The following is a 13,613-nucleotide window of genomic DNA, read 5'->3' as shown; positions in this document are numbered from 1 at the left end:
GATACTCGGATCACCCCGTTACTGTCCTGGAGTGGGAGCGATCCCAGGCTTGCATTCCGGCTAGAAAGTCCAGCCTTGCGCCTTGACGAATCCGAAAAACTTCATGGTGGGTACCCCGTGTTCCAAAGCAACATTGGGGATCTTCTGGTTCCGGTCCGGTGTATTGGGGCCCTTCAGGGTTTCCTCGGTAACCACTACCCGCTGCTCTTGAAGTCCATGGGCAATGACCCAGGGGTCGGCATCGTTCTGTGTTCCGCTCACCCAGCCGGGGTGGGCCTGAGTGATGGCGGCCACCGTCAACACCTCATCTTGATGCGTTGCGCATAGGAACCCGTGGAGGTTCTTTGCCCAGATGTGGAGGTCGTCGTCACCTCGCTCCAACTCGCGGAGGACTGCTTCGCAGATACAGGCCTCTCCCTGGCTCACGAGGCCTTCGATTGAAGCCCATAGGGACGGGAAGATGTCGCGGGGGTAGAGCCGCTCCATGTTGATGAGAATGTTTGAATCGAGGGTGTAGCTCACTGGCTGCTCCCCTCGGTCCGGTAATACTCCTCAAACATCTGTCTGACCATGGGAATCCGTGCGTTCAGGAGGTAACTGGCATCCATCCAGTCAACTCGGGAGTCCTCCACGGCGCGCGCCACGGTGCCGATATATGTGCTGCCAAGGTCTCGGTAACGCACGCGCCAGGGGGCGGGCCCGCCGGTCTTTGCCTTCTGGTCCGCTCGACTCTTGGCCCAGACTGCGTCACTCTCCCGCCAGATGGATTCCAAATCGTCGTCATCAATTACATCCAATGTCCGGAGACGGATGCCTGCGGCCAGGTAGCTGACCTTGAAGCGCGCCGCTACCTTGGATGCTAGGTCGCTGGGCTCTCCATCCAGTGTCTTTACCAACGCCGTGACCTGCTTGTAGGGCATGAGGAAGTTCGCTGCGAACGCATTGGCGATTGCCTCTTCATTCACATCCTCATCCAGATCGCACAGGCCGCTGGTTTTGTTGGCAAGGTGTGCGACCTCGTGGAAGAGGGTGAACACCTTGCCGTTGTTGGAATCGGATCCATTAAGGATGATTACTGGCAAGGAATCGTGCTGAATGGACAGGCCTCGGAATGTGCTGAGAGGAACCTTGGTCGTCTGGAATACGAGGTAGCCATGGTGCTCCAGCAGTCCTCTCCAAAAGTTCAGTACCTGGTTCTGGCCATTCTCGGGGGGTACAAACTCTTCGCGGAGACCGAGATAGGCGCGGAGCTCGCTGGCACGCTTGCGGTAAGTGCCCCAAGTGATGGAACCCACTCGGGCCGTCTGCTCCGGCGCTCCCTGGAGGTCTAGCACTGTGTCGCGGTGCTGCTCCGCGCGACGCATCTCGCGCGCCAGAAGGGGTGGGAGGGGTTCCGCTCCACGCCCACGAAAGTCAGGGGTCTGTGGAACGTCCGTGGACGCTGGCGGAGGAGCGAAGAAGAAGGCCATTGTCCGGTCCAACTTCTTAGCAATCTTCTCTAGCTGCTTCAGGGTCGGCTGCTCGTCGCCGGACTCAAATGCAAGTGTTCGTTCGAGGGTTGTGCCAGCGGCGCTGGCCACGTCCTGGGCATCCAGGTGCATGACGGAGCGCGCCCAAGTCAGCGTGGCCCCGTTGATGGGTGCGCGTGCCATGGTGATGCTCCTCCCCGAGTGGCGGTCAGCGGCGGCAGGCCAGGTGCGAGTGACCTTGTCCCAATCATATGGTTAGGCACTGACCCTCAAGAGCTATCGGTCCGTTACCCCCACCGTGTCAGCGCCAGCGTCGCCGATGACTGTCGTTGCGGAGCATGGGTGGGCGCTACTGCGCCGGCAGTCCCGGCGGCGCGGCGTGGGATCATGGACCCATGTCTACTGATGACACCAAGCGCGCGCCGAAGGTCATCCGCTGTGAGCACTGGTCTGAGGAGCTTGGTCGCTTCGGCGGCTGGCACCACCACGAGGGTCCTCACGCGTGCGACTGCGGGAACCACGATGGCGAGTGTCCGTACTGGATCAGCGTTGGCGGTAGGCCGAACCTTTAATCTCGGCATTGGAGATATGGGGAGTTGTGTAGGCGCGCTAACCTGTCGAATGGCGCGTCTGCTGGCCCCCTCGCAACTCTTCCGCGACCCTGGCTGCTAGGCTGCCTTCAGGCGCTCCAAGTGGCGCAGGTTGCCCTCCGCGCAGCGCCTCCTCGCACTAAAACCCCAGTTCAGGCGGTACTCTGCCGACTTGGAACAGCCTTAGCGTCAAAGGTTCCGAAATCATCGGAACGTGGTGGAGTTCCGCTTTAACGTCTAGCGTTATTGACGATCCTCGTTATATTCTGGCGAAGTACTTCGGCACGTCGGCCGAGTTCTGGATCAACCTGCAGAGCCACTACGAGCTCGACCGCGCGGAGGGCCTCGCGGGGGATCGGATCGGGTCGATCATGCCGCTGAAAATCGCGTGACCGGGCATCTCCTCGTGATCTCTGGGCCTCCCGGTGTCGGGAAGACCAGCGTTGCCGTGACCGTCGCGGCGTATGAGGTGTCCCGAGCGATCGCGGAGCAGAATCTCCGGCTCGACCACGATGTCGTCGTTGATGCGGTGAACCACAGCGAAGAGGCTCGGCAGACCTGGCGGACGGCGGCCTCACGAACGGAGGCGCTGCTCGGGTTCGTGTATCTCATGCTCTCCGACGCTCGGGAGCATGAAGGACGGCTCCACAGCAGGGACCGCGGTCTCGCTCATGTCGGCGAGCCGGCCTGGGCGGACGTGCTGCGCCGCCGCGCTGACTACGCCGCGTGGTCCGACGACGTCCTGGAGCTCGACACGGCGGCGTGGACCGCGGACGAGGTCGCGGACGCGATCATCGGGCGCCACGACTCGACCTGAGCGTGATGTCGTTGTGGGCGCAGTCAATGGCGGCGACGAGGTGCACCGGACGTGGCGCAACGCTTCGCTGGCGACGGCCGCAGAGCTTCAGGCACGGGGCGGTTTCGGCGTTACGCCAAACTACCAATCTTTGGTAATCTGTTCGTATGGCTCAGAACACTTCGATCAGTCTGGATGACCACTTCGCAAGTTTCCTGTCCCGGGAAGTGGAGGCGGGGCGATATCGGTCCGCCAGTGAGGTCGTCCGTGCTGGCCTTCGGTTGCTGGAGGACCACGAGATGCAAATGGCGGCGCTCAGAGGCGCGCTCATCGCGGGTGAAGAGAGCGGCACGCCGGAGCTTTTCGACTTCGACGCCTTTGTTGCGTCGAAGAGGTCATGACGAACTACCGCCTTACGCCGGCTGCACAACGCGACCTTTCCTCGATTTGGGACTTCACGCACGAGCGCTGGGACGAGAATCAAGCCGAGACTTACATCTCCGAGATCAGGGCCGCGGTCGAACGGATCGCGGTCGACCCGCAACGCGGGCGGGCCTGCGACGAGATTCGTGAGGGGTACCGCCGGTATGGCATCGGCAGTCATCTGATCTTCTACCTCGAGAGCGCTGACGGTGTAGACGTCGTGCGCATCCTGCATCAACGGATGGATCCGACACGGCACTTCTGAGCGACAACGCTGCTGAGCACCCGCGCCGAGGCCTCCAGCGGCGGCCTGGTCCATCACAGCGACCGCGGCAGTCAAGGCGTCTCGTTGGCCTACTCGGACGAGTTGATCAGCCATCCGTCGGCACTGTCGGCGAGAGGAGCGTCAACGCCCTGGCTGAGACCGTCAACGGCCTCTACAAGGCCGAGCTGATCCACCGTCACCGCACTTGGCCGACCGTGACTACGGTCGAAATCGCGACTCTGAACTGGGTCAACTGGTGGAACACGAAGCGGCTCCACGAAGCACTCGGCTATCGCACCCTGGCCGAGATCGAAGCGTCCTACATTCACCCAAAGACGACCGCGTCCGCGACCGTCTAACCGCGGAACGAAACCCAGGGCGCTTCAGTTCCGCTGATGGAGCTGTGCACCCACGGCCTCTACACTGACTCGCACCAGCTAGACGCGGCGAGGTCTGCCGCCGACGAAGAGGGAGCCGCACGCTGATGCCGGTTTTGGACACCCAGGGTGCGCAGATCTACTACGAGACCCACGGCCAGGGTCGCCCCCTTAGTCCTCATTCACGCCATCAGCGCTGGAACCGGCATGTGGTCAGCTCAGATCGAGCGATTCTCTCGGGACCACCGAGTAATCGTTCTCGATGCTCGGGGCGTCGGCCAGTCCGGACCAATCCGGGGCTGGCGGCGGGTGCGCGATCAGATCACCCATGACATCGCACAGTTGCTCAACCACCTCGGGGAAGAGCGTGCGACGATCTGCGGAGTCAGCTTCGGCGGCGTCATCGCCCAGCACTTCGCCGCATGTTATCCGGGGCGGGTGGAGCGGCTGGCCGTCATCGACTCGTACAGCGACACCCGCCCCACTTCTCTCGGCAAGGCACTGTGGCTCGCGTCGGTCTACGCTGGCTCGATCTCCAATCTCATGCCACCTGCCGCCCTGTCTCGCATCATGCGAGATCAGTATCGCCGGTGGCCGCACGCGGCCGACTATCTCTCCAAAGCCGTGACGAGGCTGAGACCGCTCGACGCTCTCAAGAGCCGGTGGGCGATCAATCTCGTCAACTATCCACCCGCACTCAATGCCGCGACGTACCCGATCCTCGGTGTCGTCGGCGAGGACTCCTGGCCACGATCGATTGCCTTCATGGAAGAACTCCAACGTGCCGTACCCTGCACACATCTGATCCGCGTCGCCGACTCCAACGACCCCACACCCCTATGCCAACCGGAGGCATTCAACGCCATACTCACGGAATTCCTCAACGACCAGCGCTGACCCGGTCGCGCGGTATTCATACATCCCTTCCTTCGCCGTTCCGACGTGCGAGTTCGACGATGCCGATCCCGTCCACCGTTCAGGCGGCGATCGTTTTCCCGGTCGGGGTGCCGGGCAGGAGCCCTACGAGATCACCGGTACGCAGTCTTCACGAGAGCGGGCCACGCCGGATGAGATCGTCGCGGACCTCCTGGGGTGCAGAGCGGGCATGGTGCACATCTTCCAGGCGACCCTTCGAGCAAGCCAGATCAAATGTCACCTATCGGTGCGGCAGCCCCTTAGACGGGTGATGCAGGACCACGAGCGGCGTGAGTCGGTCGCGGGGTGAGCCGCTGAGACCCGAGGTTATTCGGCTACGGAACGTGGTGGAGTTTCGCTTCAACGTGTAGTCCCGCGGGCTGGAATGTGGCCGGGCCAGGCGGCTGACCACCCCTGAACTCCTCACTGATTCGGCTACCTGTACGTGAATCAGTGTGCACGCAACCGCGATCAATCGAACAGGGGGAGATTTCGCACGGATGGGCTCGCGCTCGAGGGTGTGACGTCGATGGGACCCCAGTGTTGAGGACGGTGCGAGGCACCCGGGTCGACGCCGCAGTGTGACGTCGGGGGTCTTCACCGCCGGTATCGGGCGCCGGTACTTTTCGTCGAGCTACTAGGATGGTGAGCCAGAGAGAACATGCCAGATCCGACCACATCGCATACAGGAGCCTCCGACCATGAGCTTTTTCGTCTATCTTTCCGGCGAGATCCACACCGATTGGCGCGACGAGATCCAGCGCGGAGCTGAGGCTGCCGACCTGGACATCGTCTTCACCGCGCCGGTGACCGACCACCCTGCTAGCGATGCCGCCGGCGACCACCTGGGCGAGAACGACAGCCAGTTCTGGCGGGATCACCAGTCATCCAAGGTCAACGCGATCCGCACGCGCACGCTGATCGAGCAGGCGGACCTCGTGGTGGTCCGGTTCGGCGACAAGTACAAGCAGTGGAATGCCGCCTTCGACGCCGGCTACTGCTCGGCGCTCGCCAAGCCCTACGTGACTCTCCACGACGCGGACATCGTCCACCCCCTCAAGGAGGTCGACGCGGGGGCTCAGGCGTGGTGCACGACCACCGACCAGGTCGTGGAGACTCTGCGGTACGTGCTCACGGCCTGACCCTGCGGGCTGACCCGCAGCAGACCGACGAACCAGACTCAGGCTCCGAACAGCCGCCCGAAGAACCCCCGTTTCCGGGACTTCGGATCGTGCTGTTCGGAGCCTGACGTGTTCGGGCCCGCGCTGTCGCCTGCGCTGTCATCCGCAGTGTCTCCGCTGTCTGCCGCCGCGTAAGCGGCACCGGTCAGCGTGAAGATGTCGACGGGGAACCCCGCCAGCTGAGGAAGGCTCTGGATGAGGATGTCCCCGTCGATCTCCCCCTCGAGTTCCTCGTCCTCACTGGGAAGTCGGAAGACGTCCTCGGCGGGGGACGCATCGCCCTCGTCGACTGTGACCTCTCCGTCCTCGTGCTCCAGGTGCCGTACCGACTGCCCGTCGACGAAGACTCGATAGGCGCTGTAGTCGACGCTCGAGACCGCGGCCGCGACGTGCACGGTTCCCGGAAGCGCGACCGCGGACGCGTCGAAGAGCGCCATCAGCTGCTCGCCGCCGTCGACGATGATCGTCGCCGCATCGGTTCGGACCACGCACGCACTCCTGTCCTCGGGCGCGAGTGCGACTGATTCGACGGTGGTCTCCGTGCCCAGCGGCACCAGCCCGAGTGCGTGCAGGTGCGCATCAGTGAGGACGGAGTCGGCGATCGCTGCAGTGGTGCTCATGCCCATGGCGACGAGTCTACGCAGAATGTCTTCGATGACGTCCGCCTGCCGGCCGCGGTGCGGGTCTCGCGGCTGGTCACGAAGCCGAAGGCCGAGGCGAGGACGTATATCAGGATTGAGTAGATGACGGCGGGGACCGCGACCTCGGTGCTGTTGAGCACGCTCAGCGCGATGGGCAGGCCGACGGCAGGGGAGTATCGTCGGTTCCCCACACGTGCCCCGGGACCCCCGGGCCATCTCTCGACGACGAGGACGCATCGTGGACACCCACCCGCACACTGGCGATCCGAACCCCACTGATCCACACCCCGGCGACACGCGCGCACCCCAGCGGACACCTGCCGGCCAGGCGACACCTGCCGACCAGGCGACCGGGGCCTCGGGCGCGGACAGTGACGAGCAGGAACTGCTCGTCGACTTCATCCTCTCCCTCGACGGCTGCGCCGCTGCTGACGGATGGCCCGGCTGGTGGGGGCTCGAGAGCCCCGAATACCTCCAGTGGCTGGAGGCGCAGCCCACGCGGGTGTCGCTCATGGGCGCGAACACGTACCGGCTCATGTCGGCCATGGCCCAGCAGGCGGAGACGATCGATATCTCGCAGCAGGAGCGGGACAGCTTCGCCCAGATGGCGGACACGGAGAAGATCGTGTTCTCCGCGACCCTCGAGGAGCGGCTCGACTGGCCGAACTCGCGCCTCATCGCGACCGACGCGGTGACCGCCGTCCAGGACCTGAAGCGGACGTCTTCCGACCCGCTGACGACGGTCGGCAGCATCAGCCTCGCCTCGTCGCTGATGCAGGCGGGACTCGTCGATCGCTTCCGCATCGTTCTCTTCCCCGTGCTCACCGGCCGGTCGGGACTCGAGCGGATCTGGGAGCGATTCGCGGACTTCACGCTCGAGCTCCTCGAGGCGCGGACCTTCGACGGGGGACTCCAACTCCTCGAATACCGTCCCACTCCACTCGCCGCACCGCCGGGAACCGCGTGGGACCGATGAAGGGTGACGTGTCCCCAGGTGACAGGATGGCCGCATGGATATGAGCTATTTCTGGACCGGCTGGTCACCCATCTGGCACACCCTGCTGATCGGCGGTGTCGGCTACCTGACGCTGGTCATCATGCTGCGCGGGACGGGGCCGCGCACCATGGCGAAGATGACGCCGCTGGACTTCGTCATCGCTGTGAGCCTGGGGTCGGTGTTCGGCCGCACCGTCACCGCCGTCGACGTCAGCCTCGCCCAGGCGATCGTGGCGCTGGTGCTCCTGGTCGTCGTGCAGTGGGCGCTCGCGTTCGGCCGCTCGCGGTGGAGGTTCATGCGCCGCTTCCTCGATTCGCCGCCGGTCCTCCTCTACTACGGCGGAGAGCTGCAGGCCAAGGCCCTGCGCAGGCACCGGCTCACGGAGGTCGACGTCCACACCGCCGCTCGCCAGTCGGGGCACGGCTCACTCGAGGGCATCCAGGCCGTGATCCTGCATCAGGACGGATCGCTGGGCGTCATCGGCCAGGACTCGATGGGAGATGGGTCGAGCCTGCTGCCGTACATCGAGCGCCACGACTGATCAGCGCACTCCGGCGCGGGCGCTGCGTTCGCGAAGGGGCCTCATCTGATCACGTGATGCCGGCTGCGCAGCGTCGACGGTGCAGCGCCGCCGTGTCTACGCTCGCCCACGGTGGTCGACCGGGCCCTCTCGGTATCTCCGCCAGGCGCGGAGCAGCTCTTCGCGGCTCCCTGCGGGATTGTCCGCGTACCAGGCTCGGGTGAATCGGTTGTACTCGAACTGCGCGTCGATGGGCTTTGCTCCCTGCCCGCGCGTTGCTCGGTAATGGTCGAGCGCGTCCTGCATGGTCTGTGTGCCGTCGGCGCGAACGAAGAATGCGCGCATCTCAGCATCGAACCCGAAGGATGATCCGACCTGCTCGACGAACCACGCTCGTACGACCTGGCTGCATCGCTGTCCCACGGGGATCACCGTCGCAACCGTCAGCTGGCCCGTGAGCTGCGTGCGGCCAGTGCGCCTGGTTCTCTGCGGCTCGCTGAAAGGTGTGTTGTCGAGCTTCGCGGCGATCCGCTGGGTCAGCAGTTCCTTGCCACCGGTCGGACTGATGCCGAGCCGCCGGGCGAAGTCAGCCAACTCGTCCTTGAGCCAGTACCAGCGCATCAGCTCCGCACCGGTCAGGCTCTCAGTGAGCCGGGGACGCTTCTCATCGGTCACGTCCACGAGCCTATCGTTCTGCCCGTCTGCGAGTATGGCGTGGGAGCGAGCAGGAGGGATCACGGACGATGACGTCACCGGACAACATCTTGCTGCGCCTTCCGCCGGCTGAGGAGCAGCAGGTGCGCGAGGTGTTCGCGCGCCTCGCGGAACGGGGCTTCCCTCCCCAGCAGCAGACGCCGCACATCACGATCACGTACTCGCCGATCATGGCCGCCGACGCTGTTCGACGCGCTGCTGACCTGCTCCCGTCGGTGATCCCGTCTCCGTTCCGGCGGGTGGGCACCGTGGTCTTCGGAACGAAGCGCAAGCGGACCGTCGCATGGCTGCTCGAGACCACGGACGCGATGGAGAGCGCCGCCCGCGAGATCAGTGCGCTGAACCCCGAAAGCCGCGGTCGCAGCTGGACTCCCCACCTGACGATGGGGCTGCGGCTGCCGCGTGAGATCGTGCCTGATTACATCCGGGCTCTGGACGAGGTGACGTCTCCCCACTTCAAGCAGCTCACGGCTGTGCGGGCGGCGCACTGGATGCCTCGGATCCAGGAGCTCACCGTCCTTGCGGATGCGAGCTCAGAACACCGGCGTGATCACCGGGAAACCGATCGCTGACTCCGCCTGCGTGCTTCGCATCCGCTCAGTTCGTCAGTGCGTCCACGACCTCCGGCAGTGCCGTGACGCCGTGCGCGGCGAGGAAGTGACGAGCTCCCGGCACCACCACGGTTCGCGCCTGCAGATTCCGGGCGAACGCGTCGGACAGATGCGGTGCGACGAGGGGATCGTCATCCGAGCGGATGACAGTGACGGCGCCGAGGTGCGGGCCGGCTCCCGGTAGATCCGCTCCTGCGAGGAACGGGCCGAGGCCGTCCGCGGCGAACGCGTCGAGGCCCTCGTCGCCGGTGCGCGTGAGCGGCTGGGCGAAGGGGGAGACCGCGACGAACGCACCCAACGAGCCGCCCGCCGTGACTGCGGCGAGCCGTTCGACGGCGCGCACTGCGGTGACGCAGCCGAGGCTGTGGGCGACGACCGCGACCTGGGGACCGAGCGCTCCGATCGCGTTCACGGCGGCCCCGACCCACGCCTCGGCATCGGGGGAGGCGGAGTCGGGCAGTGCGACGACCTCGGCGCCGGCGACCGTCTTAGCGACCCACGGGAACCAGTGGTGCTGCGGCGATGCGCGGAACCCGTGCAGAACGATGACCCGGTCGAACGGTGTGGCGGCAGGTGCGGTTCCCATACGCGGAACGATACGCGGAACGGTGAGCGGGCGACGGCCGATAGTCTGTCGACGACTGGTCGGCTGAAAGAGGGGAACGCATGCGCGTCACTCTGCCGGAGGCGCTCATCCCACTGGTGCTGAGGGCCCGGAACGCCAACCGGCCCTTCGTGACGGAGCAGGGAGCCCACGACCGCATCCGCGAGCGGTTCCTGCGACCGGTGCAGTACGGTCCGCCGGCACGGCTGGAGGGCGTCCGGGTCGACCGCCGGCTCTCCGACCCCACCGAGTGGCCCGTCTACGATGTGCGGCCGGTCGGCAGCGCGCGGCCTGAGGCGGCGTCGTCCTCCGTCGTCGTGTACGTGCACGGCGGCGGGTGGGTCAATGAGATCACCGGTCCGCACTGGAAGCTGATCGCTCGGATCGCCCGCGAGACGGGCCAGCGCGTGGTCGTGCCCATCCACCCGCTGGTCCCGCTCGGCACAGCGCGCGACGTGCGGGACGGCGTCGTCGACCTGGTGCGGCGTGAAGAGGGCTCCGGGTGCGCCGTGCGCATGGCCGGCGACTCGTCCGGCGGTCAGATCGTGCTGTCCGCGGTGCTGGCGCTCCGCGACGACGGACGAGTCCTGCCGTCCACGGTGCTCCTGTCGCCCGCCCTGGACCTGACATGGAGCAACCCCCTGATCGACGAGGTGCAGCCGGGCGACCCGTGGCTGGGCCGGCCGGGTGGACGGGTGCTGGCAGAGGCGTGGCGCGGAGACGACTCTCTCGAGGACCCGGCAGTGAGCCCGCTGTTCGGCGACATGGCCGGGGTCGGGCCCCTCACGATCCTCTCCGGCACGCACGATGTGCTGAACCCTGACGCGCACGTGCTGGGCGAGAAGGCGCAGGCCGCAGGCGTGCAGGTCACCCTGCACGAAGCGGAGGGGCAGCTGCACGTGTTCGCCCTCCTCCCGACCGAGGTCGGGGACCAGGGCGCGCGCCGCATCATCGAGGCGCTGAGGCCCGACCAGCGGGGACCCGGCCGGCGGGGACCCTGCCGGCGGGGACCCTGCCGGCGGGGACCCAGCCAGCGGGGACCCGGCCAGCGGGGACCAGATCAGACGTCGTGACAGGAGCTCTGTATCCTCTGTGGTGTGGCGATGAGCAGGGATCCGAAGACGAGGACATGGCAATTCATCTGCATCGCTGGGGCGATCATCGGCGTCGTCTGCATGGTGGTCGTGGTCATCCTCGGTATGAACACGGGACGGATCGTCGCCGGCACCCCGGACGACCTCGTCGCTGTCGAGGATTCCGACGAGCTCCTCACAGGTCTGGAGCCGGGGCGCACGTTCTATCTCTACGCTCCTGAGGCAGCGGACATCGAACGCGGGCCTGGAATATTCGACGACGGGGGCGGGCTGCTCGACGAGATCAGTGCTCCGCAGGGCTGGCCCGGCGACTGTGAGTTCGACGGCCCGGATCTGTATGTCTTCGACACTCCTCGCATCGATGCGCCGATCGACGTCGACGGCGTGCCCTACGTGCCCATCCTGACGCTCATGAACGGAAGCGCGCCGGACGCCGACTACACCGCCGAGTGCGCGGCCGACGACCTGCTCGTCGGCACGTCCGTCGACTCGAAGGAGTTCCAGGTGCACGGCATGTTCTGGCCGGCTCTCCTGGTGGTCATCATCGGTCTGCTTGCGGTGCTCGTCGGTGCGGTTGCTCTGGCGGTCCTCAGATCGCCGACTGCCAGGAGGCGGTAGGCCTCAGCCGGTCGTTGGAGCACGACTTCAACATCTTCGACGTCATGCACCACGGGACTCACGAGAAGCAGCTGTCCAATGTATTCGCCTGGCTGCTGGACGTCGGTGGAACGCACGGTCTCGGCGATCGCTTCCTGCGAAGCTTCATCGACGAGGTGAATGCTGCGCAGCCCGGGGGAGCGCCGTTCCCCCGTGAGACCTACCGGGTGCGGCAGGAGGTCAACACCGGAATCGGCCCGGACGACATCGACATAGCCGACATCGTGCTCACCGGTGAGACCGCCGCACTCGTCGTCGAGAACTACTTCACGTCGGACGGGCATCAGCACGGCTATGAGAGGTACCTGGCGTTCGGCCAGCGGGACGCACGCCGGGGAGGCGTGGTGATGCTGTGCCGTGACGAGGACCGATCCCGGCTGTCGGACGGCTGGCAGCAGTCGATCGTGGTGACGTACGGAGCGCTCATCGATCGTCTGCACAGCAGTGTCGACGGCGACACGGTGTACCGCAGCGAGAACCCCGACGCGCATTCGTTCATCGCGCAGATGCACCGGAAGTTCGTGAGTGAGGAGAGACGTGTGAGTGATCGCGATGTACTCGGATTCGTCACAGCGATGTGTGATTCCGGCGAGGCGGAACGGTACGGCTGGCGGAGCCAGGACCAGGTGGCAGAGGCGTTCGCCAGTGATCTCGCCGCGCAGGGCAGACAGCGATATGTCGAAGGCAGTGAGCTCCTCCAACGGATCAAGGGACGGCTCCGATCATTCAGCAACGAGATCTTGAATAGGCAGCTCACGAGTACTTTCGGAGACGACCACGTGGGCCCATCACTCGTGCCGTATAGAGGGCTCTATCAGTGGGCGGTTGATTTCACTGTCCACCATGTCGGTGTAGATTCGCCGGCGCCGCATGTCCAGCTGGCCTTCGGTCCGACCGCGTGGTTCGTCAATGAACGGCTTCCAGGTTGGACGCACACGATGGAACCGGGGATCGCTGACTACTCGCGTGTCTTCGTGCTGCGGCTGGATTCGAAGGAGCTCCTCCAGACACCAGTGACGCTGCCGGAAGTCCTCGATGGACTCGGAACGGCCGATCGTCGACTCCACGACGCGGTCGTCGAACTGTTGGCCCGGCGATCCAGCACACTGGGGGAATGACTACCAGCAGCCCACTCACCGACGTCCCCGCCTCACCGCACTCCGTCTGGGAGGACGTGTTCGGCATGGCGACCGGCGTGATCCTCGTGTCCTTCGGCCTGTACCTCCTCGAGGCGGCCGCGCTGGTGACTGGTGGAACCGCAGGTCTGTCTCTGCTGCTGTCGCTGGGGACCAACTGGGGATTCGGGCTTCTGTTCGTCGTTGTGAACCTGCCGTTCTTCCTCCTGGCAGTCCGACGGAAGGGCTGGGTGTTCTCCCTGAAGTCCGCGGCGTCGATCGGCGCAGTATCCGGTATCGCGTACCTGCACCCGCACTTCCTGCCGCTGCCCGCGCTCGCCGATGACCCGCTCAGCGGAATCTATGTCGCGATCGTCGGGAACCTCATGGCAGGCACTGGGCTGCTGGTCCTGTTCCGCCACGGTTCGTCGCTGGGCGGGTTCAACATCGTTGCACTCATCGCACAGGAGCAGTTCGGCTGGAGAGCTGGGTACGTCCAGATGGTTCTGGACCTGTGTGTGGTGATCGGTTCGCTGTTCGTGGTGCCCGCGTCCAACGTGCTCATCTCCGCACTGGGTGCTGCAATGCTGAACATTGTGCTCGTTCTGAACCACAGGCCGGGACGGTACACGGGGTACTGAGGA

At 65.3% G+C, this 13,613-nt stretch carries 18 protein-coding genes and 1 pseudogene; 13 read left to right on the top strand and 6 right to left on the bottom strand.

The genetic code is table 11. The features are described 5' to 3' along the window. Positions 1-60: 60 nt before the first annotated feature. Together FM105_RS03325 and FM105_RS03320 are read right to left on the bottom strand one after the other, a co-directional pair. Complete coding sequence (locus tag FM105_RS03325; RefSeq protein ID WP_087004756.1) at positions 61-522, bottom strand: DUF4411 family protein; 462 nt, start codon at positions 520-522, stop codon at positions 61-63. Then, complete coding sequence (locus FM105_RS03320; RefSeq protein ID WP_087004752.1) at positions 519-1,652, bottom strand: XRE family transcriptional regulator; 1,134 nt, start codon at positions 1,650-1,652, stop codon at positions 519-521. Before FM105_RS03320 ends, FM105_RS03325 begins: the two co-directional genes overlap by 4 nt. Before the next feature lie 795 nt (positions 1,653-2,447). Between FM105_RS03320 and FM105_RS03310 the strand changes: the two genes are divergently transcribed. The 6 genes and pseudogenes from FM105_RS03310 to FM105_RS03285 all read left to right on the top strand — a co-directional run bounded on the left by FM105_RS03310 (position 2,448) and on the right by FM105_RS03285 (position 5,977). After that, positions 2,448-2,876 (top strand): AAA family ATPase, encoded by a 429-nt coding sequence (locus FM105_RS03310; RefSeq protein ID WP_087004749.1) that lies wholly within the window; start codon positions 2,448-2,450, stop codon positions 2,874-2,876. 146 nt (positions 2,877-3,022) lie between these two features. Continuing rightward, complete coding sequence (locus tag FM105_RS03305; RefSeq protein ID WP_087004746.1) at positions 3,023-3,256, top strand: type II toxin-antitoxin system ParD family antitoxin; 234 nt, start codon at positions 3,023-3,025, stop codon at positions 3,254-3,256. After that, positions 3,253-3,543 (top strand): type II toxin-antitoxin system RelE/ParE family toxin, encoded by a 291-nt coding sequence (locus FM105_RS03300; protein WP_087004743.1) that lies wholly within the window; start codon positions 3,253-3,255, stop codon positions 3,541-3,543. The genes FM105_RS03305 and FM105_RS03300 overlap by 4 nt, the downstream gene beginning before the upstream one ends. A 45-nt stretch (positions 3,544-3,588) precedes the next feature. Further along, positions 3,589-3,902: pseudogene (locus FM105_RS03295) on the top strand (integrase core domain-containing protein); the annotation flags it as partial. 147 nt (positions 3,903-4,049) lie between these two features. Next, positions 4,050-4,817, top strand: coding sequence for an alpha/beta fold hydrolase (locus FM105_RS03290; protein WP_256970197.1), 768 nt, complete (start codon positions 4,050-4,052; stop codon positions 4,815-4,817). Positions 4,818-5,536: 719 nt separating this feature from the next. Next, positions 5,537-5,977 carry a YtoQ family protein gene (locus FM105_RS03285; protein WP_087004734.1) on the top strand — a complete coding sequence of 147 codons (441 nt, stop codon included), beginning with the start codon at positions 5,537-5,539 and terminating at the stop codon, positions 5,975-5,977. 38 nt (positions 5,978-6,015) lie between these two features. Here the strand turns inward: FM105_RS03285 and FM105_RS03280 are convergent, their stop codons facing one another. Together FM105_RS03280 and FM105_RS03275 are read right to left on the bottom strand one after the other, a co-directional pair. Further along, positions 6,016-6,636, bottom strand: a complete 621-nt coding sequence (locus FM105_RS03280; protein WP_218777903.1) for a hypothetical protein — start codon at positions 6,634-6,636, stop codon at positions 6,016-6,018. After that, positions 6,633-6,848 (bottom strand): hypothetical protein, encoded by a 216-nt coding sequence (locus tag FM105_RS03275; RefSeq protein ID WP_087004727.1) that lies wholly within the window; start codon positions 6,846-6,848, stop codon positions 6,633-6,635. Before FM105_RS03275 ends, FM105_RS03280 begins: the two co-directional genes overlap by 4 nt. A gap of 47 nt (positions 6,849-6,895) precedes the next feature. Between FM105_RS03275 and FM105_RS03270 the strand changes: the two genes are divergently transcribed. After that, positions 6,896-7,633 carry a dihydrofolate reductase family protein gene (locus FM105_RS03270; protein WP_306298553.1) on the top strand — a complete coding sequence of 246 codons (738 nt, stop codon included), beginning with the start codon at positions 6,896-6,898 and terminating at the stop codon, positions 7,631-7,633. A 34-nt stretch (positions 7,634-7,667) separates the two neighbouring features. After that, positions 7,668-8,195: a DUF421 domain-containing protein gene (locus FM105_RS03265; RefSeq protein ID WP_087004724.1), complete on the top strand. Its 528-nt coding sequence runs from the start codon at positions 7,668-7,670 to the stop codon at positions 8,193-8,195. A gap of 96 nt (positions 8,196-8,291) precedes the next feature. Here the strand turns inward: FM105_RS03265 and FM105_RS03260 are convergent, their stop codons facing one another. Then, positions 8,292-8,849 (bottom strand): SAP domain-containing protein, encoded by a 558-nt coding sequence (locus tag FM105_RS03260; protein ID WP_256970196.1) that lies wholly within the window; start codon positions 8,847-8,849, stop codon positions 8,292-8,294. 68 nt (positions 8,850-8,917) lie between these two features. Here FM105_RS03260 and FM105_RS03255 point away from each other — a divergent pair, with 68 nt between their 5' ends. Continuing rightward, positions 8,918-9,460 carry a 2'-5' RNA ligase family protein gene (locus FM105_RS03255; RefSeq protein ID WP_087004720.1) on the top strand — a complete coding sequence of 181 codons (543 nt, stop codon included), beginning with the start codon at positions 8,918-8,920 and terminating at the stop codon, positions 9,458-9,460. 25 nt (positions 9,461-9,485) lie between these two features. On the opposite strand, the gene FM105_RS03250 is transcribed toward FM105_RS03255, so the two are convergent. Then, the gene (locus FM105_RS03250; protein WP_087004717.1) at positions 9,486-10,085 is read right to left on the bottom strand and encodes an RBBP9/YdeN family alpha/beta hydrolase; all 600 of its coding nucleotides are present in this window, start codon (positions 10,083-10,085) and stop codon (positions 9,486-9,488) included. 80 nt (positions 10,086-10,165) lie between these two features. Between FM105_RS03250 and FM105_RS03245 the strand changes: the two genes are divergently transcribed. The 4 genes from FM105_RS03245 to FM105_RS03230 are packed head-to-tail and all read left to right on the top strand — an operon-like array spanning position 10,166 to position 13,610. Further along, positions 10,166-11,176: an alpha/beta hydrolase fold domain-containing protein gene (locus FM105_RS03245; protein WP_087004714.1), complete on the top strand. Its 1,011-nt coding sequence runs from the start codon at positions 10,166-10,168 to the stop codon at positions 11,174-11,176. Positions 11,177-11,206: 30 nt separating this feature from the next. Then, the gene (locus FM105_RS03240; RefSeq protein WP_087004711.1) at positions 11,207-11,815 is read left to right on the top strand and encodes a hypothetical protein; all 609 of its coding nucleotides are present in this window, start codon (positions 11,207-11,209) and stop codon (positions 11,813-11,815) included. A 14-nt stretch (positions 11,816-11,829) separates the two neighbouring features. Continuing rightward, positions 11,830-12,972 carry a PD-(D/E)XK nuclease family protein gene (locus FM105_RS03235; RefSeq protein ID WP_087004708.1) on the top strand — a complete coding sequence of 381 codons (1,143 nt, stop codon included), beginning with the start codon at positions 11,830-11,832 and terminating at the stop codon, positions 12,970-12,972. After that, positions 12,969-13,610, top strand: a complete 642-nt coding sequence (locus FM105_RS03230) for a YitT family protein (RefSeq protein WP_087004705.1) — start codon at positions 12,969-12,971, stop codon at positions 13,608-13,610. The genes FM105_RS03235 and FM105_RS03230 overlap by 4 nt, the downstream gene beginning before the upstream one ends. Positions 13,611-13,613 lie beyond the last annotated feature (3 nt).

The sequence above is a fragment of the Brevibacterium yomogidense genome (genome assembly GCF_900163715.1).
In the GTDB taxonomy this organism is placed as follows: domain Bacteria; phylum Actinomycetota; class Actinomycetes; order Actinomycetales; family Brevibacteriaceae; genus Brevibacterium; species Brevibacterium yomogidense_A.
Note: the sequence above shows the minus strand (reverse complement) of the source record. Positions and strands in the feature narration are given on the sequence as shown.